This window comes from Sphingomonas sp. CFBP 8760 (assembly GCF_014841615.1).
Lineage (GTDB): Bacteria > Pseudomonadota > Alphaproteobacteria > Sphingomonadales > Sphingomonadaceae > Sphingomonas.
Genome location: NZ_JACYUG010000002.1, coordinates 209,837 through 233,512 on the forward strand (window position 1 = coordinate 209,837; position 23,676 = coordinate 233,512).

21 protein-coding genes are annotated in these 23,676 nt (G+C 69.2%); 6 read left to right on the plus strand and 15 right to left on the minus strand.

Translation table 11 applies throughout. From position 1 onward, the window contains the following. Positions 1–26: 26 nt before the first annotated feature. Both IFT82_RS03890 and IFT82_RS03895 read left to right on the plus strand, forming a co-directional pair. Complete coding sequence (locus IFT82_RS03890; RefSeq protein WP_192124721.1) at positions 27–692, plus strand: response regulator; 666 nt, start codon at positions 27–29, stop codon at positions 690–692. Then, positions 682–2,064: a sensor histidine kinase gene (locus tag IFT82_RS03895; RefSeq protein WP_192124723.1), complete on the plus strand. Its 1,383-nt coding sequence runs from the start codon at positions 682–684 to the stop codon at positions 2,062–2,064. Before IFT82_RS03890 ends, IFT82_RS03895 begins: the two co-directional genes overlap by 11 nt. A 31-nt stretch (positions 2,065–2,095) precedes the next feature. Here IFT82_RS03895 and IFT82_RS03900 read toward each other — a convergent pair whose 3' ends face one another. From IFT82_RS03900 to IFT82_RS03945, 10 genes are all read right to left on the minus strand, one after another. Continuing rightward, positions 2,096–5,518: an amidohydrolase family protein gene (locus IFT82_RS03900; protein WP_192124725.1), complete on the minus strand. Its 3,423-nt coding sequence runs from the start codon at positions 5,516–5,518 to the stop codon at positions 2,096–2,098. Between the two features lie 82 nt (positions 5,519–5,600). Next, positions 5,601–6,899, minus strand: a complete 1,299-nt coding sequence (locus tag IFT82_RS03905; RefSeq protein ID WP_199860315.1) for a DUF2264 domain-containing protein — start codon at positions 6,897–6,899, stop codon at positions 5,601–5,603. 75 nt (positions 6,900–6,974) lie between these two features. Beyond that, entirely contained in the window at positions 6,975–7,508 is a 534-nt protein-coding gene (locus IFT82_RS03910; protein ID WP_192124727.1) for a gamma carbonic anhydrase family protein, read from the minus strand. Further along, entirely contained in the window at positions 7,508–9,616 is a 2,109-nt protein-coding gene (locus IFT82_RS03915; protein WP_192125082.1) for a malate synthase G, read from the minus strand. The genes IFT82_RS03910 and IFT82_RS03915 overlap by 1 nt, the downstream gene beginning before the upstream one ends. Before the next feature lie 120 nt (positions 9,617–9,736). Beyond that, positions 9,737–11,956 (minus strand): aldehyde oxidoreductase molybdenum-binding subunit PaoC, encoded by a 2,220-nt coding sequence (gene paoC / locus IFT82_RS03920; protein ID WP_192124729.1) that lies wholly within the window; start codon positions 11,954–11,956, stop codon positions 9,737–9,739. Beyond that, on the minus strand, positions 11,953–12,915 hold the full coding sequence (locus tag IFT82_RS03925; protein ID WP_192124731.1) for an FAD binding domain-containing protein: 963 nt from the start codon (positions 12,913–12,915) through the stop codon (positions 11,953–11,955). The genes paoC and IFT82_RS03925 overlap by 4 nt, the downstream gene beginning before the upstream one ends. Then, positions 12,912–13,547 (minus strand): aldehyde dehydrogenase iron-sulfur subunit PaoA, encoded by a 636-nt coding sequence (gene paoA / locus IFT82_RS03930; protein WP_192124732.1) that lies wholly within the window; start codon positions 13,545–13,547, stop codon positions 12,912–12,914. Before paoA ends, IFT82_RS03925 begins: the two co-directional genes overlap by 4 nt. Positions 13,548–13,713: 166 nt before the next feature. Further along, the gene (locus IFT82_RS03935) at positions 13,714–14,049 is read right to left on the minus strand and encodes a hypothetical protein (protein WP_192124734.1); all 336 of its coding nucleotides are present in this window, start codon (positions 14,047–14,049) and stop codon (positions 13,714–13,716) included. After that, entirely contained in the window at positions 14,042–15,556 is a 1,515-nt protein-coding gene (locus IFT82_RS03940) for a PepSY-associated TM helix domain-containing protein (protein ID WP_192125084.1), read from the minus strand. The genes IFT82_RS03935 and IFT82_RS03940 overlap by 8 nt, the downstream gene beginning before the upstream one ends. A 20-nt stretch (positions 15,557–15,576) precedes the next feature. Then, positions 15,577–15,900 (minus strand): iron transporter, encoded by a 324-nt coding sequence (locus IFT82_RS03945; RefSeq protein ID WP_192124736.1) that lies wholly within the window; start codon positions 15,898–15,900, stop codon positions 15,577–15,579. A 108-nt stretch (positions 15,901–16,008) separates the two neighbouring features. On the opposite strand from IFT82_RS03945, the gene IFT82_RS03950 reads away from it, so the two are divergent. Beyond that, positions 16,009–18,258 (plus strand): TonB-dependent siderophore receptor, encoded by a 2,250-nt coding sequence (locus IFT82_RS03950; RefSeq protein WP_192124737.1) that lies wholly within the window; start codon positions 16,009–16,011, stop codon positions 18,256–18,258. A gap of 9 nt (positions 18,259–18,267) precedes the next feature. Here IFT82_RS03950 and IFT82_RS03955 read toward each other — a convergent pair whose 3' ends face one another. Both IFT82_RS03955 and IFT82_RS03960 read right to left on the minus strand, forming a co-directional pair. Next, complete coding sequence (locus IFT82_RS03955) at positions 18,268–19,014, minus strand: 16S rRNA (uracil(1498)-N(3))-methyltransferase (RefSeq protein ID WP_192125086.1); 747 nt, start codon at positions 19,012–19,014, stop codon at positions 18,268–18,270. Positions 19,015–19,025: 11 nt separating this feature from the next. Further along, complete coding sequence (locus IFT82_RS03960) at positions 19,026–19,286, minus strand: hypothetical protein (RefSeq protein ID WP_192125128.1); 261 nt, start codon at positions 19,284–19,286, stop codon at positions 19,026–19,028. On the opposite strand from IFT82_RS03960, the gene ubiA reads away from it, so the two are divergent. After that, complete coding sequence (gene ubiA, locus IFT82_RS03965) at positions 19,285–20,190, plus strand: 4-hydroxybenzoate octaprenyltransferase (RefSeq protein WP_192124739.1); 906 nt, start codon at positions 19,285–19,287, stop codon at positions 20,188–20,190. The genes IFT82_RS03960 and ubiA overlap by 2 nt on opposite strands. Before the next feature lie 588 nt (positions 20,191–20,778). Here ubiA and rplI read toward each other — a convergent pair. The 3 genes from rplI to rpsF are packed head-to-tail and all read right to left on the minus strand — an operon-like array spanning position 20,779 to position 22,034. Then, positions 20,779–21,369 carry a 50S ribosomal protein L9 gene (gene rplI / locus IFT82_RS03970; protein WP_192124741.1) on the minus strand — a complete coding sequence of 197 codons (591 nt, stop codon included), beginning with the start codon at positions 21,367–21,369 and terminating at the stop codon, positions 20,779–20,781. A gap of 12 nt (positions 21,370–21,381) precedes the next feature. Beyond that, entirely contained in the window at positions 21,382–21,606 is a 225-nt protein-coding gene (gene rpsR, locus IFT82_RS03975) for a 30S ribosomal protein S18 (RefSeq protein ID WP_007403456.1), read from the minus strand. Further along, the gene (rpsF, locus tag IFT82_RS03980) at positions 21,606–22,034 is read right to left on the minus strand and encodes a 30S ribosomal protein S6 (protein ID WP_192124743.1); all 429 of its coding nucleotides are present in this window, start codon (positions 22,032–22,034) and stop codon (positions 21,606–21,608) included. The genes rpsR and rpsF overlap by 1 nt, the downstream gene beginning before the upstream one ends. Before the next feature lie 201 nt (positions 22,035–22,235). On the opposite strand from rpsF, the gene fabD reads away from it, so the two are divergent. Then, positions 22,236–23,195: an ACP S-malonyltransferase gene (fabD, locus tag IFT82_RS03985; RefSeq protein ID WP_192124745.1), complete on the plus strand. Its 960-nt coding sequence runs from the start codon at positions 22,236–22,238 to the stop codon at positions 23,193–23,195. A gap of 48 nt (positions 23,196–23,243) precedes the next feature. Then, complete coding sequence (locus tag IFT82_RS03990; protein WP_192124747.1) at positions 23,244–23,675, plus strand: GxxExxY protein; 432 nt, start codon at positions 23,244–23,246, stop codon at positions 23,673–23,675. The last annotated feature ends 1 nt before the right edge of the window (position 23,676 follow it).

The window sequence follows — 23,676 nt, forward strand, 5'->3', positions numbered from 1 at the left end:
GGTCCGGCCCATGCGAAGGTACGGCGATGCGTATCCTGATGATCGAGGACGACGCGGCGCTGGCCCGCGGCATCGCCGCCCTGTTGCGGGCGGGGGGCCATGCGGTCGACCATGTCGCTACGGGTCGCGATGCGCTGGCGGTGGTGGCGGGCGAACCCTATGCGGTGGTGATCCTCGACGTGGGCCTGCCCGATATCGACGGCTTCACCGTGCTGGCGCGGTTGCGCGAGCGCGGCGACCGGGTGCCGGTGCTGATGCTGACCGCGCGCGATGCGCTGGACGACCGGGTGCGCGGGCTGGATCTGGGCGCGGACGATTATCTGCGAAAACCCTTCGAGCCGGAGGAGCTGGAGGCACGGGTGCGGGCGCTGGGCCGGCGACGGGGCGGCGATCCCCTGCCGGTGCTGGGCGTGGGCACGCTGACGATCAACCGGTCGAGCGGCGAGGCCAAGGTGGGCGACCGCACGCTCGACCTGCGGCGGCGCGAGCGGACGGTGCTGGAGGCGCTGGCGACGCGGGCGGGGCGGGTGGTGCCGCGCGAACTGCTGATCGGCGAGGTGTTCGGCTTCGACGAGCCGGTCGGCGGCAACGCGATCGAGGTGCACGTCACGCGGCTGCGCGGCAAGCTGGCCCCCGACGGTCCGGAAATCCGCACGGTGCGCGGGGTCGGGTACATGCTCGATGCCGGGTGACACCCGGACGCCCGCGCTGCGGACGCGGCTGCTGGTGGCGATGGTCGGGCCGCTGCTGCTGGCGGCGGTGGTGATCGGGCTGGTCGGCGCGACGCTGATCGCCGATGTGGTGCGGCGGACCAGCGACCGGGTGCTGGGCGGCGCGCTGGGCGCGATCGCGGAGACGGTGCAGGTGGAGCGCGGCGAGGTGACGCTGGACCTGCCCGCCGCCGCGTTCGGGATGCTGGAGAATGGCGAGCGCGACAATGTCTACTACCGGATCGCGGTGGGGGGCGAGTTGCTGACCGGTTATGCCGATCTGTCCGCGCCCGACCCGGCCACGCTGGCGGTCGACGTGCCCCGCTATCGGTTCGCGCGCTACCGCGATCAGGACATCCGCATCGCCGAGGTGCGCCGCGCGTTGCCCCGGATCGATCGGCCGGTGGTGATCCAGATCGCCGAGACGCTGGACAACCGCCGGGCGCTCAACCGGCGGCTGATGATCGCGCTGCTGATCGGCGAATGCGTGCTGGTCGGTGCGGCGGCGCTGCTGCTGCGGCCCGCTTTGGGGTGGAGCCTCCGCCCGCTCGCCCGGTTGCGCGGCGCGGTGGAGGCGCGCGACGAGCGGGCGCGGCCCGACTTCTCGCCGCTGGAGGCGGGGCCGCTGCCCAGCGAACTGCGCCCGCTGGCACAGGCGTTCGACCGGTTGCTGGCGCAGTTGGACAGTGCGACCGGCGGGGTGCGGCGCTTCACCGCCGATGCCTCGCACCAGATGCGCACGCCGCTGTCGGTGCTGAAAGTGCAGGTGGCGCTGGCGCGGCGCGGATCGGGCGGGGAGCGGGCCGAGGCGCTGGACGAGATCGCGGAGGCGGTGACGCGGCTGGAACGGCTGGTGACGCAACTGCTCGCGCTGGCGCGCGCGGAGGAGGCGGGGGTGTCTGCCCCGCTGGAGGCGGTCGACCTGCGCGAGGTGGCGAGCGCGGTCATCACCCGGCTGTTCGCACAGGCCGTCGAGGCAGGGGTCGAGCTGACGCTGGAGGGCGACGAACGGCCGGTCGTGCCGGGGCATCGCACGCTGATCTTCGAGATCCTGTCCAACCTGATCGACAACGGCATCCGCTATAATCGCCGGGGCGGCACGGTGTCGGTGCGGCTGGCGGCGATAGACACGGCGACGCTGATGATCGTCGCGGACGACGGGCCGGGTATTCCCGCCGGCCACCGCGATGCGGCGTTCGAGCGGTTCGTGCGGCTCGGCGCGGCGGGCAGCCCGGAGGGCAGCGGGCTGGGACTGGCGATCGTCCGCTCCGCCGCCGCGCGGCTGAACGCGACGGTGGAACTGGAGGATGCCGAGCGGGGGACGGTGGTGGTGGTGCGGTTTCCGTCCGCCTGACTACCCCTCCCCCACGGGGGAGGGGCGTCGGTCAGTCGATATCGCCGTGGCCGAAGCCGTGGCCGGTCGTCATCTTGGCGCCGGTGCCGCTGGTGGTGCCGCTGCCGCCATTCTCCCACCAATAGGGCAGGCGGCGACGGGTGCCGGTCGTCACCTCGTTCAGCGTCGCCGCGTCGTACAGGCGGCCGCCCAGCATCACCTGCGCCACTTTGTCGCTGTTGCGGATGTCGACCGTGGGATCGGCGTCCAGCACGACCAGATCGGCCAGCTTGCCCACCTCCAGCGAGCCGACGTCCTTCGCATAGCCGAGCGAGGTGGCGGCCGCGATGGTGCCCGCGCGCAACGCCTCGACCGGGGTAAAGCCGCCGCGCACGAAGCTCCACAATTCCCAATGCGCGCCGAGGCCCGGCTGCTGGCCATGCGCGCCGATCGCGACCGGTACGCCCTTGTCCGCCAGCTTCTTCGCCTCGCGCGCGGTCGTCCCGTCGACATAGTCGCTTTCGGGCGCGATCTCGCGCCGGGCGTTCTGCGCGGCGAGCAGCGCGGGCGGGGCGTGACGGGTGAGGAGCGGATGCCGCCACACATCGCTGTGCGCGCGCCAGTAGGGATCGCCCGCCGGCCCGCCATAGGCCACCACCAGCGTCGGCGTGTATCCGACCGTGGTCTGCGACCACAGGCCCACGACATCGGCGTAGAACCGGTCGAGCGGGACATTGTGTTCGACCGTGGAATTGCCGTCCTGCACCAGGCTCATGTCCAGCGTGAACAGCGAGCCGCCCTCCGGCACCACCTCCATGTTCTCGGCCTGCGCGGCGGCGACGACCATCTGGCGCTGTTCGCGGCGCGGCTGGTTGTAGTTCTTGACGCTGTGCGCGCCCTGCGCCTTCAGCCGGCGGATGATGGCCAGCGCGTCCTCGTACTTGTCGATCTGCGCGTAAACGTCGGGCGCCTTGGCGCCATAGACGATCTCGCCGGTCGAGAAGGTACGGGGGGCCAGCACCATCCCGGCCTGCTGCATCTCCGCCGCCGGGAAGATTTCGGCCGATCGCGACGAGGGGTCGTGGAGGGTGGTGGTGCCGAAGGCGAGGTTCGCCATCGCCGACCAGTTCTGTTGCGGCACCAGTTCGTCGTCGCCCTGCGGCCCATGGGCATGGGCATCGACCAGACCGGGGATGATCGTCTTGCCGGTGACGTCGATCGTCTTCGTGCCGGCCGGGATCGTCACCGTGCCGCGCGGTCCGATCGCGACGATGCGGTCGCCCCGGATCAGGATGGTGGCGTCGTCGAGGATGCCGCCGTCCGCCCGCGCCATGGTGACGACGCGTGCGCCGGTGAGCGCGACGGTGCCGGTCGGCTTGGCCGCGGCGATATCCATCGACAGGGAAATGCCGGTGCGGGGTGCCGCGAACTTCGGCGCGTCCTCGCCCGCCGGGGCGGTGCGGAACAGCGCGGCGGTATCGGTGGTGTAGAAGGTCGGCCCGGCGCTCCAGTGGATGCGGCGGCCGTCGTTCGACCAATTGATGAAGTCAGCCCCGTCGCCGCTGACACGGGTGACGGGCAGGGGGCCACCCTTCGCATCCGTCTCCACCGCCTGCCGGCCGGGCAGCAGCGGCATCACGAACGCCTCGTAATTCTGGCGGAACGCGATGTAATCCCCGGCGGGGGAGATCTGGTAGTCGTTGACCAGTTCGCCGGAGGCATGGACGCGGCGGTCCTGCCCGGTCAGGTCGGTGCTGACCAGCTGGCGCTTGCCCTTGTCGTTCGCCATCAGGAACACGCGGTCGTTACCCGCGCCGAACTGGGGCGAGGCGACGTCGCGGGCGATCTGCACCGGCGCGCCGCCGGTCGCCGCGACGCGATAGGCGCCGGTGCCGGGATTGCCGCGCGGTGCGGTCAACCCGCCGCCCTCGCCCTGTTCGAACACGATCGTCCTGCCATCGGGGGAGAAGCGCGGGCGGCGATAGGTGCCGGCCACCGTCGTCACCGTGCGGGGCGATCCGCCGCCGGCGGCGACGGTGCGGACCTGGCCCAGCCCGGCATCGGTCCAGCCGACGAACGCGATCTGGCGGCCGTCACGCGACCAGCTGGGATAGAGTTCCAGCTCGTCCGACCCACGGGTCAGGCGGGTGGCGGTGCCGCCGGTCGCCGACTTGGTCCACAGCTTGCCCAGCGTCTCGAACACGATGGTACGGCCATCGGGCGATACGCTGGCCCAGCGCGGCATCTTCGTGGCGAAGCGATCGGGGGCGACCGCGACCTGCGGATGGACCGCGTCGACGATCACGCGGGTGTCGTCGATCCGGAACGGGATCACCGCCGCGCCCGATCCGTCCGGGGATACCCGGCGCAGCTTGCCGCCCGCCCAGAACACGATGGCGCCGTCACCCGGCGTCCACGCCAGATTGGGGTACACGCCGGTAACCGCCCATGTCTCCTGCACGTCGCGGTCGAGCGGGCCGTAGACGACGCGTTCGACCCCGGTGGCGAGGTCCTTCACCCACAGCTTGCTGACATTGTCCTCGCGCCGGACGAAGGCGATCCGTTTCCCGTCGCGCGACGGCGTCGGCCGCACCGATCCGCCCACGCCCGACACCGCGGTCGTCACCTCGCCGGTATCGATGTCGTAGCGTTCGATGTCGAACAAATCGGTGCGCGAGTTCTGCGCATATTCGAAGATCGGCCCCGGCGACACGTTGCGGGTGTAGAAGATGCTCTTGCCGTCGGCGGCGTAGATCGGTTCGCCCAGTTCCTTCTGCAGCACCTCGCTGGCGCGCTTGACCAGCTGGACGCCGCCGCCGCCGGAGACGTGGTAGAGCCAGATTTCGCCGGTGCCGAGCGAACGGCCGGTGGTGAAATGCTTCTTGGCGGCGATGAAGCGGCCGTCCGGGCTCCAGGTCGGCTGGTTGAGGAGGCGGAAATCCTCCTTCGTCACCTGCCGCTTGTCGGAGCCGTCGACGTTCATCACCCAGATATTGTCGCCGCCGCCGCGATCCGAGGTGAAGGCGATGCGCCGCCCGTCGGGCGAGAAGCGCGGCTGATGTTCGAAGGCGAGGCCGTCGGCGATCCGGGTCGGCGTGCCGCCACCGATCGGCATAGTGTAGATGTCGCCGAGCAGGTCGAACGCGATCGTGCGGCCATCGGGCGATACGTCGACGTTCATCCAGCTGCCTTCGTCCACCCGGATCGGCACCTCGCGCGTGCGCAGGCCCGTGGGACGGTTGACGTCCCAGGCGGCCGGTTTCTTCGTGGCAGCGGCCGGCGCGACGGGGGTGGCCGTGGCGGCGGGCGCCGGCGGGGGCAGCGCACCGGCGGGGTCGGGTACGGGCGCGGTCGCCTGATCCTCGGGCGCCTGCGTCCGCTGCACGGGCTTGTCGGCGGGCGGTGGCGCGGTCTGCGCCAGAAGCTGGCCGGCGGCGAGGCAAAGGCCGATGGCGGTCAGTGCGTGGTGCTTCACGGTGCGGTATATCCCCTGTTTGCCGAAGGTTTACCCGATCCGCCGCCGCCGTCACGCGCGAAATGCGCTTACCCGTCGCCCGTCAATAACTGACCGGATAATCCTTGCGGAAATCCATGCCGGCATAGGCGCGCCGCATCGTCCAGGGCTGGCCCGGCTGCGACCAGTAGGGATGGCTGGCCGGCAGCCCCAGCGCCACCAGCCCTTCCGATGCGATGTACATGCTGCCGGCGTTCGAATACCAGTCGCCCAGTGCCGGCTGGTGGCCGGTGAAGCCGATCTGCATGAAGCCGCGATCGTCGAAATTGCGCAAGCCACCGGCGGTGCCGAACACCTGTCGCGCTGCCGCCGCCGTCGCGGCGCGCACCTGTGCGGGCGGCAGCGTATCGGGCAGCCAGCCGCGCCACGCCAGCACGCCCAGCACTTGATGCGCGGCGATCCGATAGGTCAGCGACCGGCCGATCGCGGCATAGGCGCCGTCCGGCCCGATCATCCGTTCCAGATGCTCGCCGAACCGCTGCATCCGCTTCAGCGCGCGGGCCTGCTCCTCGGCCGGTTTCAGGTTGTTGAAGTTCGTCTTTCCCTTCGCGATCGTCTCCATGATCTGCACCATCATCGGGTGGATGACGTAGCTGTTGTAGTAATCGAAGTGGAAGCTGGCGCCGTCGCCGTACCAGCCGTCGCCCAGATACCAGTCGCCGGCGAACAGTTTGATCGTCAGGTCGACCCGCATCGGGTCCCAGTCCTCGCCGATCGAGAACAGGAACGCCTCGTTCATGCAGGCGAACAGCAGCCAGTTCTGATAGGGGGGCGAGACGCGGCGGAGGCCCTTGATGACCTCGACGATGCGGCGCTTGGTGGCGGGATCGAGCGGCGTCCACAACGCCGCCGGCGCGCGCAGCAACGCGCTGGTGAAATAGGCGCTGTCGACCAGCGCCTGGCCATGGCCCTCCCAGCCCAGCCGGTCGGGGCTTTTGGGATCGACCGAGTGGATGAAGCTCTGCACCGCCTGTTCGCGCAGGGTGCGGCGGACGCGACCTTCGGCGTCATCGGTGTCGGGCAGCGCGAGCCAGGGCGCGATGCCGTCGATCAGCCGCGCGAACGCCTCCATATACGACACCTTGGGGTCGCGGCCGTCCCAGTTGGGGCTGAGTTCGGGCGTCCATTCACGCTGCAACCGCCCGCGCGCCATCCGTGACAGGATCGGTGTCGCCATCCGCTCGGCGAGCGCCGCCATATAGGCGCGGTCCTCGGCCCCGCTCGACAGGGTCGCGGCGGGCTGCACCTGCCCGGCGCCGGCCTGCGTCGCCGCCGCCGCCGGCATCGCCGCCATGCCCGCCCCGCCGGCCAGTCCGGCCAGAAAGCTGCGTCGTTCCATCATCCACTCCCCGTATCGCCTTTGGGTTCAGCATGGCGCGGGGAACTTATAATACAAGATTATTCGATGGAAACCCGATCACTGGTCGATGCGGGTCAGGCCGGTGGCATAGATGCGCGCACGGGCGGCATAGCCATCGGCGGCGGCGCGCAGGCGGGCAATGGCGTCGGGCGACAGGGTGCGGACGGCGCGGGCGGGGGCGCCGACGATCAGGCTGCCGGGGGCGAAGACCTTCCCCTCCGTCACCAGCGCGCCCGCCCCGATCAGGCAATCGTCGCCGATCACCGCGTCGTTCAGCACCGTCGCGCCCATGCCGACCAGCACGTTGTCGCCGATCGTGCAGCCGTGCAGGATCGCGCGGTGGCCGACCGTGCAGCCCGTGCCGATCGTCAGCGGACTGTCAGGATCGGAATGCAGCACCGCGCCTTCCTGGATATTGGTGCGATCGCCGATCAGGATCGTGGTGTTGTCCGCCCGGATCGCCGCGCCGAACCAGATGCTGGTATCCGCGCCGAGGCGGACGTCGCCGATCACGTCGGCGGACGGTGCGATCCAGGCCGATCCGTCGTCGGGGAGCGAAGGGCGGCGGCCATCGATGTCGTAAAGCGGCATCAGGCGGCCGCCCGATGCATGGCGGTATCGGTCGCCTTGCGTTCCGCGCGGAAGCGGTGGAGCAGCGGTTCGGTATAGCCGTTCGGCTGGTCCAGCCCCTCGAACACCAGCGCGCGGGCGGCGCGGAAGGCGATGCTGCCTGCCTCGTTCCCCGCCATCGGGCGATAGGCGGGATCGCCCGCATTCTGGGCGTCGACCTTCGCCGCCATCCGGCGCAGCGCATCGTCGACCTGCGCCGGGGTGGCGATGCCGTGGAGCAGCCAGTTCGCCATATGCTGCGACGAGATGCGCAACGTGGCGCGATCCTCCATCAGGCCGATATCGTGGATGTCGGGCACCTTCGAACAGCCGATGCCCTGATCGATCCAGCGAACGACATAACCGAGGATGCCCTGCGCGTTGTTGTCGAGTTCCTCGCGCACCTCGTCGGGCGAAGGCGGGGTGGCGGCGACGGGGATCGTCAGCAGCCGGTCCAGCGACGCGACCGGTTCGCCGGCACGCGCGGACTGGCGCGCGGCGACGTCGATGGCGTGGTAATGCGTCGCATGCAGCGTCGCGGCGGTCGGGGAGGGGACCCAGGCGGTGGTCGCCCCGGATGCCGGATGCGCGCCCTTCTGCGCCAGCATGTCCGCCATCCGGTCCGGCGCCGCCCACATCCCCTTGCCGATCTGCGCCCGGCCGGCGAGGCCGCAGGCGAGGCCGATCTGCACGTTGCGATCCTCATAGGCGGCGATCCAGTCCGCCGTCTTCATCGCGCCCTTGCGGATCATCGGGCCGGCCCGCATCGCGCTGTGCATCTCGTCGCCCGTCCGGTCGAGGAACCCGGTGTTGACGAACACAATCCGGTGACGGACCGCCTGGATGCAGGCGGCCAGATTGGCGGAGGTGCGGCGTTCCTCGTCCATCACCCCGATCTTGATCGTGTGGCGGGGCAGCGCCAGCAGGTCCTCGACCGCATCGAACAACCGATCCGTGAAGGCCGCCTCGGCGGGCCCGTGCATCTTGGGTTTGACGATGTAGATCGATCCGGCGCGGCTGTTGGCGCGGGGGCCCTTGACGTCGTGGAGCGCAATCAGGCTGGTGACGATGGCGTCGACGATCCCCTCCGGTGCTTCCGCGCCATCGGGCAGGCGGATCGCCGGGGTGGTCATCAGATGGCCGACGTTGCGCACGAACATCACGCTGCGGCCGGGCAGGGTGAACCCGGTGCCGTCGGGCGCGGTATAGGCGCGGTCCGCGGCGAGCCGACGGGTGACGGCATGGCCGTCCTTCGCGAAGCACGCCTCCAGCGTGCCCGCCATCAGGCCCAGCCAGTTGGCATAGGCGGCGACCTTGTCCGCCGCATCGACCGCCGCGATCGAATCCTCCAGATCGGCGATCGCGGTCAGCGCGGATTCGAGGATCACGTCCGCCAGCCCGGCGGGGTCGGTGCGGCCGACCGGGTGGGTGCGGTCGACGACCAGTTCGATATGCAGGCCGTGGTGGCGGAACAGCCAGTTGTCGCCGGCCCGCCCGGCCAGTTGCGCCGGATCCGCCAACAGGGGCGCATCACCCGTCCAGTCGCGCCACGATCCCGCCGCCAGCGGCACGGCGCGGTCGAGGAAGGATTTCGCCCATTCGATCACCGCGGCGCCCCGGACCGGATCATAGTCCGGGCCGGCCGCGACGCCGGGAATCGCATCTGTCCCGTAGAGCGCGTCGTACAGGCTGCCCCAGCGCGCATTGGCGGCGTTGAGCAGGAACCGCGCATTCAGGATCGGCACGACGAGTTGCGGACCCGCCAGCGTCGCCACCTCCGCATCGACATTGGCGGGATCGACCGTGAAGGCGGCGGGCTCATCGACCAGATAACCGATGTCGCGCAGGAATGCCTGATAGGCGGGCTGGTCGATCGGCTGGCCGGCGCGGCGGTCATGCCAACCATCGAGCCGGGTTTGCAGATCGTCGCGCAGGCGCAGCAATTCGGCGTTTTCCGGCGCGAACCGCGCCAGGATCGCGGCCATGCCGGACCAGAAACGGGCGGGGTCGATCCCGGTACCCGGCAGCGCGCGTTCCTCGACGAAGCGGACCAGGGGTTCCGCCATGCGCAATCTCGCGCGATCGACCATCGGCATATCGTCCACTCCTGTCACGTCTGATCGATCGCGCACGTTGGCGCGAACGATGATGGGTCCGGGGAGGAACGTCGCCACCTTGCCCCGGATCGATGGGCCGGGGCAAGGGGATTTTCAGGCGATCCGGGGCAGTTTCGCCAGATGCTTCTCCAGCGTGATCGGATAGTCGCGGACGCGGACGCCGGTCGCGTTGTAGATCGCATTGGCGATCGCGCCGCCGACACCGCACAACCCCAGCTCGCCGACGCCCTTCGCCTTCATCGGCGAGGTGGTGGGGTCGACCTCGTCGAGGAAGATCACCTCCTGATGCGGGATATCGGCATGGACCGGTACCTCATAGCCGGCGAGATCGTGGTTGACGAAGAAGCCGAACCGCTTGTCGACCGCCAGTTCCTCCATCAGCGCGGCACCGACGCCCATCGTCATCGCGCCGATCACCTGACTGCGTGCCGCCTTCGGGTTGAGGATGCGGCCGGCGGCACATACCGCCAGCATCCGGCGGATGCGGACCGTGCCGGTCCAGGCATCCACCCCCACCTCGACGAAATGACCGGCGAAGGTGGATTGCTGCATCTTTTTGGCGAGATCGCCGAACTCGATGCCGTCCTCCGCCGACAGCCCGGCATCGCCCGCCGCCTCGGCCAGCGAGACGCTGCGATTGCCGGCCCGGACCTTGCCGTCCGCGAATTCGACGTCGGTCGAATTGAAGCCCAGCCGTTGCGCCACCGTCTCGCGCAGCTTCATGCAAGCGGCATAGACGCCCGCGGTCGAACTGTTGCCGCCCCATTGTCCGCCCGATCCCGCCGATACCGGAAACGAACTGTCGCCGAGCAGCACCACGACCTTGTCGATCGGCACGCCCATCACCTCCGCCGCGGTCTGGGCAACGATCGTGTAGGTGCCGGTGCCGATATCGGTCATGTCGGTGGCGACGGTGACGATGCCCTTGCGATCGATACCCACCCGCGCGGCCGACTTCATGTTCATGTTGTTGCGGAACCCGGCGGCGACGCCCATGCCGACCAGCCAGCGCCCGTCACGGACCTGGGCGGGCTTGGTATTGCGCTTGTCCCAGCCGAACCGGTCCGCACCCTGGCGCAGGCAGGCGATCAGGTTGCGCTGCGAGAATTTACGCTCCGGCTTGGCGGGATCGACCTGCGTGTCGTTGCGGATGCGGAACTCCACCGGGTCCATGCCCAACTTTTCCGCCATCTCGTCCATCGCGATTTCGAGCGCCATCAGGCCCGGGGCCTCGCCCGGCGCGCGCATCGCATTGCCCTCCGGCAGGTCGAGCACGGCGAGGCGCATCGCCGTCATCCGGTTCGCGCCGGCATAGAGCAGCTTGGTCTGCGACACCGCCGTCTCGGGACCGCCGCCGGGCAGGTCGCCCGAACCGCTTTCGTGCCCGATCGCGGTGATCGTGCCGTCCTTGGTGCAGCCGATACGGATGCGCTGCACCGTCGCGGGGCGATGCGTGGTGTTGTTCGCCATCATCGGCCGGGTCAGCGCGACCTTGACCGGGCGGCCCGCCGCCTTCGCGCCCAGCGCCGCCATGATCGCGTCGGCGCGGACGAACAGCTTTCCGCCGAACCCGCCCCCGATATAGGGCGAGATCAGGCGGACATTCTCATTGGGAATGCCCAATGTCAGCGCGACATCGCCCTTGCCCCAGGCGATCATCTGGTTGGAGGTCCACAGCGTCAGCTTGTCGCCCTCCCATGCCGCGATGCTGGCATGGGGTTCCATCATCGCATGGGTCTGGTCGGGCGTGGTGTAGCGCGCGTCGAGCGTGACCGGGGCCGCGGCGAACGCCTTGTCGAAATCGCCGACCCGTTCGATCGGCGGCGCGCTGCTGCCCTCGCCGCTGCTGTCGCCCTTGAGCGGTGCGGCGGTCAGCGCGGCATCGAGATCGAACCGGCCCTTGCCCCGCGCATAGTCGACACGGACGAGCGCGGCGGCGGCGCGCGCCTGTTCGAACGTCTCGGCGACGACGACCGCGATCGCCTGATGATAATGGTCGATCTGGGGGCCGCCGAGCAATTTTGCGGTGTTCATCTTGCCCTTGGCCAGCGGGCCGGCATTGTCGGCGGTGACGATCGCGATCACGCCGGGGGCTGCTTTCGCATCGCTCAGGTCGATCGACGCGATCCGCCCCTTGGCGATCCCGGCCCCGACGACATAGCCATAGGCCTGATTGGCGACCACGTCGTGCCGCTCATAGGCATAGGGAGCGGTTCCGGTGGTCTTGCGCGGACCGTCGATCCGGTCGGTGGGCTTGCCGACGACCTTCAGCTGATCGATCGGGTTGGTCCCGGCGGGCGTGTCGAACTTCATGCGGATGCCTTCCCGGTCCGTGCTTCGGCCATCACCGCGGCGAGCGTCCGCTCGACCAGTGGGACCTTGAATGCGTTGTCGGCGGTGGGCTTCGCGCCCGCCAGCAGCCGGCCGGCGACGGCGCGCGAGCCTTGCGGCATCGCCGGTTCCGCCGCCTCCACCCGCCATGGCTTGTGCGCGACGCCGCCGACCGCGACGCGGCCGGTGCCGTCACGCTGGATCACGGCCGCGACCGAGACGAGCGCGAAGGCGTAGGAGGCGCGGTCACGGACCTTGTGATAGAAATGCTGGCCGCCGATCGGCTTGGGCAGGGTGACGGCGGTGATCAGTTCGCCGGGCGCCAGCGCGGTTTCGATGTGCGGCGTGGTGCCGGGCAGGCGGTGGAAATCGGCGATCGGGATCGTCCGGGCCTGGCCCGCCGGGTTCACCGTCTCCACCTTCGCGTCCAGTACCCGCATCGCGACCGCCATATCGCCCGGATAGGTCGCGATGCACGCATCGCTGCCGCCGATCACCGCGAGCTGGCGGCTGTACCCGCCAATCGCCGCGCAGCCGGACCCCGGCTTGCGCTTGTTGCACGCCATGTTGGTGTCGTAGAAATACGGGCAGCGGGTACGCTGGAGCAGGTTGCCCGCCGTCGTCGCCTTGTTGCGCAACTGCCCCGACGCCCCTGCGACGATGGCGCGGCTCAGCACGCCATAATCGCGGCGGACGCGCTGATCGGCGGCAAGGTCGGTGTTGCTGACCAGCGCCCCGATGCGCAGCCCGCCATCGGCGGTCGGTGCGATGGTGTCGAGGCCGAGCCCGTTCACGTCGACCAGATGGGCCGGTGCCTCGATCTCCAGTTTCATCAGGTCGAGCAGGTTGGTGCCGCCGGCGATGAACTTCAAGTTCGGCCGGGCGGCGGCAGAGGCCGCTGCCGCGGGGGAGGTGGCGCGTTCGTAGGTGAAGGGCTTCATGCGCGGGCTCCCGCCACATCGGTCATCGCATCGACGATATTGGAATAGGCGCCGCACCGGCAGATGTTGCCGCTCATCCGCTCGCGCATCTCGTCCCCGGTCGCCTGTGGCCGGGCCGTCAGGTCGGGGGTGACGTGGCTGGGGACGCCGGCCTTGATCTCGTTCAGCGTCGCCACGGCGGAACAGATCTGGCCGGGGGTGCAATAGCCGCACTGATAGCCGTCATGCTTCACGAAGGCGGCCTGCATCGGGTGCAGCTTGTCGGGCGTGCCCAGCCCCTCGATCGTGGTGATCGCATCGCCTTCATGCATCACCGCGAGGCTGAGGCAGGAATTGATCCGCTTGCCATCGACCAGCACGGTGCAGGCGCCGCACTGGCCATGGTCGCACCCCTTCTTGGTGCCGGTGAGGTGGAGATGCTCACGCAGCGCATCGAGCAGCGTGGTCCGGGTGTCGACCTCCAGCGTGCGACGGGCGCCGTTGACCCGAAGATCGACCTTCATCATCGTCGGTGCGGGCTGGGAAGGGGGCGTCTGCGCCTGGGCGGGAAGGGCGGTCAGCGCCGCCGACGCCGCCCCGCCCACCAGAATACCGCGCCGGCTGATCGCCGCTTCGCCGGAATCGTCCGTCATCATTCTTTCCTCGCCGGCCGTCACCCCCGGTCGCGGGGGCGTGGGCGCGTTCGCCTGTGTCATGGAGATGCCGACGGTATCGTCGTCGGTTATCCGATCGACACGCTCAACGCATGGCGGGGCGGGGGTGGTTCCTGATGCAAGTTATTCTCACCGGGATCGGCGCCTAAAGGTGATGTTCCCGACGCAGACGGCGCAGCAGCGCGGGGGCGGGGCGGGTCAGCAATTGCCGCAGCGGACGCAGGATCATCATCGCGTCGAGCGACAGCGCCAGCACCACGATCACCGCACCCAGCGAGGCGCCACCGATCACGCGGACCCATCGCTCCCCGGTCAGCGGCGTGCCGCAGCGGAACAGCGCCAGTGCGAGGATCGCGGCGGCGGCAAGACGCAACACGCGAACCTGACGGGGATTGGGCACCCCCGCCTCCCGCCGGAAGCGGAACGAGGCAGCGGCCAGCAGCAGCCAGGCGATCGCGGCGAGCAGCGCGGTTTCAAGCATCGACCAATACCTTCGAACGGCGGGAAACGGGGAGACGCGGCGGGCGACCGGCACGGCGCGCGGCGATGCCCAGCAGCAACGCGATCGCCAGCATCGCGATGTCGAAGCCGGCGAACGTCCAGTCGCCCGCCGCCAGCGACCACGGCAATCCCCGCGCCGTCGTCAGCAGGTTGACCACGGGGACGGCGGCGAAGGCGAGCGCGCCGATCGCGAACCCCTCGGCCCAGGCGCGGCGGGCGGGACGCAGCAGTTGCAGCAGCGCGACCCCGCCCCATGTCCAGAACATCGCCTGCACTTCCAGATCGGCGCGCCCGGCCAGATCGGCGGGGATCAGCCGGTTCGCGAGGAAGAACGCCGCCATGCCGATCGGCAGCCCGGCGACGACCGCGATATTGAGCCGCTCGACCAGTCGCAGGCCGAAGAACGGCGCGACGCCGGGGCGACGGCGGGCGGTGGTCCACAGCAGCAGGCCGGTGCCGACCATCGCCGCGCCGGTCGCGCCCAGCAGGAACAATGTCCAGCGCAGCGCCGGCCCCGCGAACTGCGCGATGTGCAAACCGAGCATCACGCCGGTGGTGGCGAGGGCCGGCCCCGGATCGGGCGACTGCGTAATCACCTGTCCGGTCGCGCCGGCATAGGTGACCGAGGCTCCCCGCGCATCAAGCGAGGCGCTGGGGTGGCGGGCGACGGTGACGGTCGCGGCCCGGTCACCGGGATGGCGGATGACGACGCGGGTGGCGTCGGCGCCCCAGCGCCGTTCGGCGGCGGCGACCAGCGGGCCGACCGGCACCAGCGGTGCGGGCGTACCGCTCGCCTCCGCGTCGGCGGGCAGGCCATAGGCGGCCTGCGCGAAGTCGAGCGGCTTGGCATAGTTCGCGGCGATCGGCCACGGCATGTACATCACCACCAGCGTGATGAGCCCGGTATAGGTGACGACCGCATGATAGGGCAGCGCCAGCACCGCCGATACGTTGTGCGCGTCGAGCCAGCTGCGCTGCCCCTTGTTCCAGCGTAGCGTGAAGAAATCGGCGAAGATGCGCTTGTGCGTGACCACGCCCGAAATGATCGCGCCGAGCATGAACAGTCCGCACAGCCCCGCCAGCCAGCGCCCCCAGGGATAGGGCAGCTGAAGCTGGAAATGGAACCGGTAGAAATGCTCGCCCCCGCGCGTGTCGCGGGCGGCGATCGGATCGCCGGTCCGGGGGTCGAGTTGCAGTTCGCCGCGCGGGCGGGGCGGGGCCTTGGGATTGGGCTGTTCGAACACGCGGGTGATGCCGGTGCGCGCGTCGGGCAGATAGATGTACCATTGCACGTCGTCCGCGCCGACCGTCTGCAGATGCGCGACGGCGGCGGTGGCGGCCTGTGCGGTGGTGACGCTGCGCACGGGCAGTTCGGGCTGCATCCAGCGGGTGATCTCCGGCCGGAAATAGCTGGCGGTGCCGGTCAGGAACATCGCGAACAGGATCCAGCCGGCCAGCAGCCCCAGCCAGCCGTGGATCCAGGCCATGTTCTGGCGCAGCGATCCGGTCACGGCCGCACGCCCAGCAGCCAGAGCAGCCCGCCACCGGTCAGCGCGATCCCCCACACCGCCGCCAGCACGCGCGCCAACCGGCCTTCGTGGAAGCACCACAGCCCGATCACCGCGTAGAACAGGAACGACAGCGTCATGCCCCATGCGGTGGCCTCCGCCCGGTCGCCCGGCAGCAACCGGGCGATCAGCGTCGCCAGCACCGCCGCGGCGGCATAGCCCCCCACCAGCGCGGTGACGCAGCGTGCCGCCATCGCCCCGCCGCGCCACGGCAGGCGGGCGGTTCGGGGGGCGGGCTGCGGTCGCTGCCGGTCGATAAACATTACGTTATGAGCCTCTTGCCCGGATGACGATCTCCCTTTAGCGGCTGTTGCGACTGACTAGCAATATCGAATCTCGGGGTTGACGACATGTGTACAGGATGGGCAGCGATGCTGTGGGGGACGATGCTGGCCGGCATCGCGGCGCCGGCCATGGCGGAACCCGTCGCCGACCGGATCGTGACGGCCGACGACGAGGCGCAGCGCGGCGACGAGATCGTCGTCAACGGCGAACGGGTGAAGCGCACCGCCGAGACGGGCAGCAAGACCGCCACCCCGCTGATTGCGCTGCCGCAATCGGTGACGGTGATCGACGAGACGGAGCTGCTGCGCCGCAACGCGCTGTCGATCAACCAGGCGCTGGGCTATGTCGCCGGGGTTTCCCCCAACCAGCGCGGCAACGTGGCGACGCGGTACGACCAGCTGTACATCCGCGGCTTCACCCCCGGTGTCTACATGGACGGGATGCGGTTGCTGGGCGGCCCCTATTCCAGCCCGCAGATCGATTTCCATCTCGTCGAGCGGGTCGACGTCATCAAGGGGCCGGCATCGGTCCTCTACGGCAATTCGACCCCGGGTGGCCTCGTCAATCTGGTCAGCAAGACGCCCTATGCCGAAGCCGGCGGACGGATCGAGCTGGCCGGCGGGAGTTTCGACCTGCTGCGCACCGCGATCGACGTGAACCAGCCGCTCGACCGTGACGGCAAGTTCCTGTTCCGCGTGATCGCCGGGGCGGAACGGTCCGACGGCTTTATCGCGCGTACCGGCAACCGCCGCTATTATGCGCGGCCGATGCTGACCTTCGCCCCGGATGACCGGACCGACATCACGCTGATCCTGAACTATCAGCGCGATCCGGAGGCGGCGTCGTACAGCGGCGTGCCCGTCTATGGTTCCGCACTGCCCAACCCGTTCGGCGAACTGCCGCGCGACCTGAACGTGTCGGAGCCCGCCTACGAGGCGTTCGACCGCAAGCAGAAATCCGCCACCCTGCTGTTCCGGCGCCAGCTGAACGATGCGCTGACCTGGACCACCAATGCCCGCTACCTCGACATTGATCTGCATTACCGGCAGATTTATCTGTCGTTCGCGGCGAACGCCAATCTGGATGCGGCCGGCAACACCAACCTGTTGCGGATCAGCCGTGGCGGCGGTGGCGCCGACGAGTCGTTCCGCACGATCACGCTCGACAACCGCATCGCGGCGGCGTTCGCCACCGGCCCGGTCGGGCACACGGTGATCGCCGGGGTCGACTGGCAGAACAATCAGGGGCGCAACACGCAGGCGTTCGCCACCGGGCTGACGGGCAATCCCCGCATCCCCGATCTGGACCTGTTCAACCCCGTCTATGGCCTGTCGCTGCCGACCAGCGATCTCGGCCGGTTCGCCGGCGTAGCGCGCAATTTCCGCAAGATCGATCAGGTCGGCGTCTATGCGCAGGACCAGATCAAGCTGGGCGGCCTGAACCTGATCGCAAGCGGCCGGTACGACTGGTACACGCAGGTCACCCAGAACCTGAACCTGGCGCCGGGCAATGCCGCGGCGGTGACGCGCCTGTCGCAGACCGCCTTCACGGGCCGGCTGGGCGCCCTGTACGAAATCGGTTTCGGGCTGGCGCCGTTCGTCAGCTATTCCGAAAGTTTCGAGCCGCAGACCGGCACCGGGTTCGACGGATCGGCCTTCGTACCGGTCAGCGGTCGCCAGTACGAGGCGGGGCTGAAGTTCCAGCCACGCGGCACCAACGCGCTGTTCACTTTCTCCGCCTTCGACCTGCGGCGGCAGAACGTGCCGGTCGGCGATCCCAACAATGTCGGATTCTCGGTTCAGGTCGGCGAGGTGAAGGTGCGCGGGCTGGAACTGGACGGGCGCGGCGATCTGGCGCCCGGCCTGTCGCTCAGCGTGGCGGGGACGTACACCGATCCGCTGACGACGCGGGGCAATCCGCGCGTCGGCACGGGCGACCAGCTGGCGGGCGTCACCGGCACCCGTCCGCTCGGCATTCCGAAATGGAGCGCGTCCAGCTTCATCGCTTATGACCTGAAACAAGTGGCGACCGGGGCGTTGGGCGGCCTCAACCTCGGGGCCGGCGTCCGCTATGTCGGCAAATCCGATGGCACCGCGCAGACCGTCGTGGCGCGGCAGTTGATTACGCAGCGGTTCAGTTCCCCGGGGTTCACGCTGGTCGATGCGGTCGCCGGTTATGATTTTGGCGCGCTCGACCCGCGCTGGCAGGGGCTGTCGCTGTCGGTCAACGCCGCCAACCTGCTGAACAAGCGGCATATCGCCAGCTGTTTCTTCAACAACAGCTGCTATTTCGGCGAATCGCGCACGGTGGTCGGGACGCTGCGCTACAACTGGTGACGGGGTAGCCTATCCCCGCCAGTCGCCGGCCGCCGCCATCCATAGCGACACGGCGGCGGCGGCGGCGGTGTCGGCGCGCAGGATGCGGGGGCCGAGCGTGATCGCCGTCGCCGACCCATGCGCCCGGATCAGGGCACGCTCCTCGTCGTCGAACCCGCCTTCGGGGCCGATCAGGATCGCCGCCGGTCCGGCATGGGCGCGCATCGCGTCGAACGCGGGCGCACCGCCGGTCTCGTCGGCGAAGAACAGCGCGCGCGCTGCCGGCCATTCGCGCAGCAACGCAGGCAGCTTCACCGGATCGGCCAGATCGGTCAGGGCGGTGCGGTCGCACTGTTCCGCCGCCTCGATCAGGTGGGCACGCAGGCGGTCGGCATTGGGCTTGTCGACGATCGTCCGCCGCGTGATGACCGGCACGAGCCGGGCGACGCCCAGTTCGCACGCCTTCTCCGCCAGCCAGTCGACCCGGCCCTTCTTCAGCGGCGCGGCGCACAGCCACAGGTCGGGCACCGGCTCGCGTTCCCGCAACAGGCTGATGATATCCAGCGTCAGGTCGCGTTTGCCGGCGGCCATGACGGTGGCGAGCCATTCGCCGGTCCGGTCGTCGAACAGCTTCACCGGATCGCCGGGCTTCGCCCGCATCACCGTGGCCAGGTAATGGGCGGGCGGACCATCGAGCGTGATCGGACCGGTGGCGAGCGGCCGGTCGACGAACAGGCGCGGCGTCGATTGCGGCGGCCAGGCGGGGGTGGCGGGCAGGGCTGGAACTCCTATCGGTGCGGGCGACGACGCCACAGGCGGCGCAACACGAACCACGCGGTGATGGCGACGGCGGCGGCCAGCAGCACGCCACCCGCGACGACCCCGGCGACCCGGAAGATCGCCCAGAACAGCGCCTCCACGAAACGGCCGACCGCGACCGACAGGCCGATCATGGGTGGTGGCGCCGTGTCATCGGCATGGGATAGCGCGGTCGGCGCCCGCGTCATAGCGGTTCCCCCGATGGCATCGTCGCGATAGGGCGGGGCCATGACCACAATCGTTCCCGACAGCGAGCATCGCGGGCTCGTCGCGCGGCTGCCGCGTACCGTGCAGGGGCTGGTGCTGCTGGCGCGGCTCGACCGGCCGATCGGCTGGTGGCTGCTGTTCTGGCCGGGGGCCTGGGGCGTGGCGCTGGCCGGTGGCGCGATCCGGCGGTGGGATTTGATCCTGTGGATATTGCTCGGCTCGATCGCGATGCGCGGCGCGGGCTGCGTCTACAACGATATCGTCGACCGCGATCTCGACGCGCAGGTCGCCCGCACCGCCGCGCGGCCGATCCCCAGCGGTATGGTATCGACGAAGACGGCGTGGACATGGCTGGTGGTGCTGAGCCTGATCGGGCTGGCCGTGCTGGTGCAGTTGCATGGGCTGGCCGCGATGGTGGCGCTGGCCAGCCTCGCCCCGGTGGCGGCCTATCCGTTCATGAAGCGGATCACCTGGTGGCCGCAGGCATGGCTGGGTCTGGTCTTTTCATGGGCGGCGCTGGTCGGGTGGAGCGAGACGGCGGGCGATCTGTCCGCGCCGATGTGGTGGCTCTATGCCGGCAGCATCGCCTGGGTGATCGGATACGACACGATCTACGCGTTGCAGGACCGCGAAGACGACGCCCTGATCGGCGTGCGATCGTCCGCGCTGCGGATGGGCCGCCATGTGCGGGGCGGGGTGGCGGCCTTCTATGCGGCGGCGGTGGTGTTGTGGGGCATCGCGATCTGGGGCGTGCGGGCCGATCCGCTGGCGCTCGTCGCGCTGTTGCCGGCGGCGGCGCATCTGGCGTGGCAGGTCGCGACGCTGCGGCCCGAAGACGGCGCGGGCGCCCTGGCCCGCTTTCGCGCGAACCGGATGACGGGGCTGTTGCTGTTCCTCGCCTTCGCGGTGGTCGGAACGGCGGGCTGACGACCGGGTATCGTTCATCGCCGCGAAACCTTTGGCCCGACCGCGCATTGGCGACGACGAACCCCGTCATATCGTCAGGTCGCGTCATGAAGCAGCTGTTGCCCGTCGTCCTCGCCCTCATCCCGCTGGCCGCCGTGATCGGGGCATGCGTCACCTGTCCGTGAGGTGACGGGGGGATAGCCCGGCCGCTGAAAAGACGAATCGCGGCAAGCTATCTGGGCGGCAATCGCGAAGCCTCCGGGAAAGGCACCTCATCCGCCACCAGACCCTCCCCGGCGGAGGCCGGGACCTGGAGCCGGATGATATCAGGTTGAACCGGATGTTCGTCATTGCGAGCGGAGCGAAGCAATCCAGGGCGTCTTGGTCCGGCGCTGGATTGCTTCGCTACGCTCGCAATGACGGATGAGATCAGACCAATGTCATCCCGCTCTGGTGGGGTGAGTGTTGGTAATCACTTACTGCGACGTTCCCAGCTGGGCCCCGGCCTCCGCCGGGGAAGCACAAGGGGGGTCGCAAAGGTCGGTATTCTGTCGGGGAGGCGGTGTGCGCTACAATCGCCGCCGATCCCATCGGACCCCGGCTCAGANGTCAGCCCTGCGCCGGCTCGTCGGAGTGGACCTCGGCGGTCGCGCCCGGCTCGGCATTAGGATCGTAATCCTCGGTGAAGCCGGCTTCGTCGCGCTCGAACATCGATGCCATGACATCGACGCCCTGCGACTGCATCTCGGCCTCTTCGGGCGAGCGGGCCACGTTCACCTTGACGGTGACCGAGACTTCCGGGTGCAGCGCCACCTTGACGGTGTACACGCCGATCGCCTTGATCGGCTTGTCGAGCACGATCGCCGACTTGGCGACCTTGTGACCATCCGCTTCCAGCGCCTCGATCAGATCGCGCACCGCGACCGAACCATAGAGCTGACCGGTGTTCGACGCCTGGCGGATCAGCGTGACCTGCGCGTCCTTGAAGGACTGTGCTTCCTTCTCGGCTTCGCCGCGACGGTTGGCATTGTCCGATTCGATGCGCGACCGGTTGGCCTCGAACACCTTGCGGTTGGCTTCGTTGGCGCGCAGCGCCTTCTTGCGCGGCAGCAGGAAGTTGCGGGCGAACCCGTCCTTCACCTTAACCACGTCGCCGATGGCGCCGAGCTTCTCGACGCGCTCAAGCAGAATGACGTCCATAATCCGGACTCCTTACTTAACGACGTAGGGCAGCAGGCCCAGATGACGGGCGCGCTTGATCGCCTGCGCCAGCTCGCGCTGCTTCTTGGCGCTCACCGAGGTGATGCGCGACGGCACGATTTTGCCACGCTCGGACACGAAGCCCTGCAGCAACCGGACGTCCTTATAGTCGATCCGGGGAGCGTCCTTGGCCGAGAACGGGCAGGACTTGCGGCGGCGGAAAAACGGGCGAGCCATTATGCGGCCTCCTCTTCACGGTCACGACGGGGTGCGCGCTCGGGGCGGTCGCCACGGGGGCCACGGTCGCCACCTTCGCGGTCGCCACGACGCTCACGGTCGCGCTCCTGCTTGCGCATCATCGCCGAAGGGCCGGCTTCCAGCTCGTCGACCTTGACGGTCATGAAGCGGATCACGTCCTCGTTGATCTGGGTCTGGCGCTCCAGCTCGGCGACCACGCCGGCGGGTGCGTCGATTTCGAGCATCACGTAATGCGCCTTGCGGTTCTTCGCGATGCGATACGCCAGCGAACGCAGGCCCCAGGTCTCGGTCTTCACGACCTTGCCCTGATTGTCCGTGATGATCTTGGTGGCGGCTTCCGCCAACGCATCCACCTGCGCCTGTGCCAGATCCTGGCGCGCAAGGAACACGTGCTCGTACAGAGCCATGTCTTACCTTCTATGTTGGCCGATCGCTGACGCCGCCCCATGCGGTCGCCCCTCCGGCTGTCGTCGTACGTCAACGGGGCGGCAGACATGCGCCTGCCACCCCGTGCGCAGGGTCCATACCCGTTTCCGGCCGAAACGCAAGTTGCCTGCGCGGGCGTCCCTGCCTAAGGCGCACGGCTTCTGAATTCAGGGAGACGCCGGATGCGCGCATTCATCTTTCCGGGGCAGGGCAGCCAGTCCGTCGGCATGGGCAAGGCGCTGGCCGAAGCCAGCCCCGTCGCCCGCGAGGTGTTCGGCGAGGTCGACGAGGCACTGGGCCAGCACCTGTTCCGCCTGATGGGCGAGGGGCCGGCCGACGATCTGCTGCTGACCGAGAACGCGCAGCCCGCGATCATGGCGAACGCGATCGCGACCCTGCGCGTGTTGGAGCGCGAGGGCGGCGTGCGGCTGGCCGAAAAGGCGGATTACGTCGCGGGCCATTCGCTGGGCGAATATACCGCCCTGTGCGCGGCGGGCACGTTCGACCTCGCCACCACCGCCCGGCTGCTCAAGCTGCGCGGACAGGCGATGCAGGCGGCGGTGCCGGTGGGCGAGGGGGCGATGGCGGCCCTGCTCGGCGCCGATCTGGACAAGGCGCAGGTGATCGCGGGCGCGGCGGTCGACGCCATCCTGGCGGAAGGCGGCGAGGAACTGGTCTGCACCGTCGCCAACGACAACGATCCCTCGCAGGTCGTGATCTCCGGCCATCGCCTGGCGGTGGAACGCGCGGTGGCGCTGGCGAAGGAGCTGGGGGCGAAGCGCGCGGTGCTGCTGCCGGTGTCCGCGCCGTTCCACTGCCCGCTGATGGCGGATGCCGCGACCGCGATGGACGCCGCGCTGGCCGAGGCGACGATCGCCGCGCCGCTGGTGCCGCTCTATTGCAACATCGATGCGGTCGCGATCGCCGATCCGGGCGCGATCCGCGCCGCGCTGGTCGCGCAGGTGACGGGCATGGTCCGCTGGCGCGAATCCGTGCTGGCGATGGCGGCGGCTGGCGTGACGGAGTTCGTCGAACTGGGCGGCAAGGTGCTGGCCCCGATGGTGAAGCGCATCGCCCCCGATGCGACGGCGACCAGCGTGGTGACGATGGACGATATCGAGGCGCTGCTGAAGACGCTCTAGCAATAGGGTTCGCGCAGAGGCGCAGAGGACGCGGAGGAAGATAAGGCATTGAAGGATATCGATGCGATCAGTGGCGACGTGATCGATGTCGCCTTGCGATTGCATCGTGACCTGGGACCCGGTCTGCTCGAAAGCGTCTATGAAGCCGTGCTGGCAGCGCGGCTCGCAAAAATGGGGTATGTCGTCGAGCGTCAGCGGTCCGTAGACATCGAGTTTGAAGGCTTGCGCATCGAAGGTGCCTTTCGCATCGATCTGCTGATCGACGGTCGGCTGGTCGTGGAAATCAAATCGATCGAGCGGCTTTTGCCGGTGCATGCGAAACAGGTGCTGACCTATCTACGCCTGATCCGCCAACCCGTGGGCCTGCTCATCAATTTCGGTGGCGAGACGCTGAAGGAAGGCGTGCGGCGGCTGGTCAACAACTACCGCCCCTCTGCGTCCTCCGCGCCTCTGCGCGAACACAATCAGACAGGAGATTAAA

What these genes read in the sequence shown, in the direction of transcription:
- rplI (WP_192124741.1), bottom strand. Translation starts at nt 21,369, where the DNA reads ATGGACGTCATTCTGCTTGAGCGCGTCGAGAAGCTCGGCGCCATCGGC.
- IFT82_RS03910 (WP_192124727.1), bottom strand. Translation starts at nt 7,508, where the DNA reads ATGCCGCTTTACGACATCGATGGCCGCCGCCCTTCGCTCCCCGACGAC.
- rpsF (WP_192124743.1), bottom strand. Translation starts at nt 22,034, where the DNA reads ATGGCTCTGTACGAGCACGTGTTCCTTGCGCGCCAGGATCTGGCACAG.
- IFT82_RS03950 (WP_192124737.1), top strand. Translation starts at nt 16,009, where the DNA reads ATGCTGTGGGGGACGATGCTGGCCGGCATCGCGGCGCCGGCCATGGCG.
- IFT82_RS03890 (WP_192124721.1), top strand. Translation starts at nt 27, where the DNA reads ATGCGTATCCTGATGATCGAGGACGACGCGGCGCTGGCCCGCGGCATC.
- IFT82_RS03935 (WP_192124734.1), bottom strand. Translation starts at nt 14,049, where the DNA reads ATGCTTGAAACCGCGCTGCTCGCCGCGATCGCCTGGCTGCTGCTGGCC.
- paoC (WP_192124729.1), bottom strand. Translation starts at nt 11,956, where the DNA reads ATGAAGTTCGACACGCCCGCCGGGACCAACCCGATCGATCAGCTGAAG.
- ubiA (WP_192124739.1), top strand. Translation starts at nt 19,285, where the DNA reads ATGACCACAATCGTTCCCGACAGCGAGCATCGCGGGCTCGTCGCGCGG.
- IFT82_RS03945 (WP_192124736.1), bottom strand. Translation starts at nt 15,900, where the DNA reads ATGTTTATCGACCGGCAGCGACCGCAGCCCGCCCCCCGAACCGCCCGC.
- IFT82_RS03925 (WP_192124731.1), bottom strand. Translation starts at nt 12,915, where the DNA reads ATGAAGCCCTTCACCTACGAACGCGCCACCTCCCCCGCGGCAGCGGCC.
- rpsR (WP_007403456.1), bottom strand. Translation starts at nt 21,606, where the DNA reads ATGGCTCGCCCGTTTTTCCGCCGCCGCAAGTCCTGCCCGTTCTCGGCC.
- IFT82_RS03895 (WP_192124723.1), top strand. Translation starts at nt 682, where the DNA reads ATGCCGGGTGACACCCGGACGCCCGCGCTGCGGACGCGGCTGCTGGTG.
- fabD (WP_192124745.1), top strand. Translation starts at nt 22,236, where the DNA reads ATGCGCGCATTCATCTTTCCGGGGCAGGGCAGCCAGTCCGTCGGCATG.
- IFT82_RS03915 (WP_192125082.1), bottom strand. Translation starts at nt 9,616, where the DNA reads ATGGTCGATCGCGCGAGATTGCGCATGGCGGAACCCCTGGTCCGCTTC.
- IFT82_RS03905 (WP_199860315.1), bottom strand. Translation starts at nt 6,899, where the DNA reads ATGATGGAACGACGCAGCTTTCTGGCCGGACTGGCCGGCGGGGCGGGC.
- IFT82_RS03960 (WP_192125128.1), bottom strand. Translation starts at nt 19,286, where the DNA reads ATGGCCCCGCCCTATCGCGACGATGCCATCGGGGGAACCGCTATGACG.
- paoA (WP_192124732.1), bottom strand. Translation starts at nt 13,547, where the DNA reads ATGACGGACGATTCCGGCGAAGCGGCGATCAGCCGGCGCGGTATTCTG.
- IFT82_RS03940 (WP_192125084.1), bottom strand. Translation starts at nt 15,556, where the DNA reads ATGGCCTGGATCCACGGCTGGCTGGGGCTGCTGGCCGGCTGGATCCTG.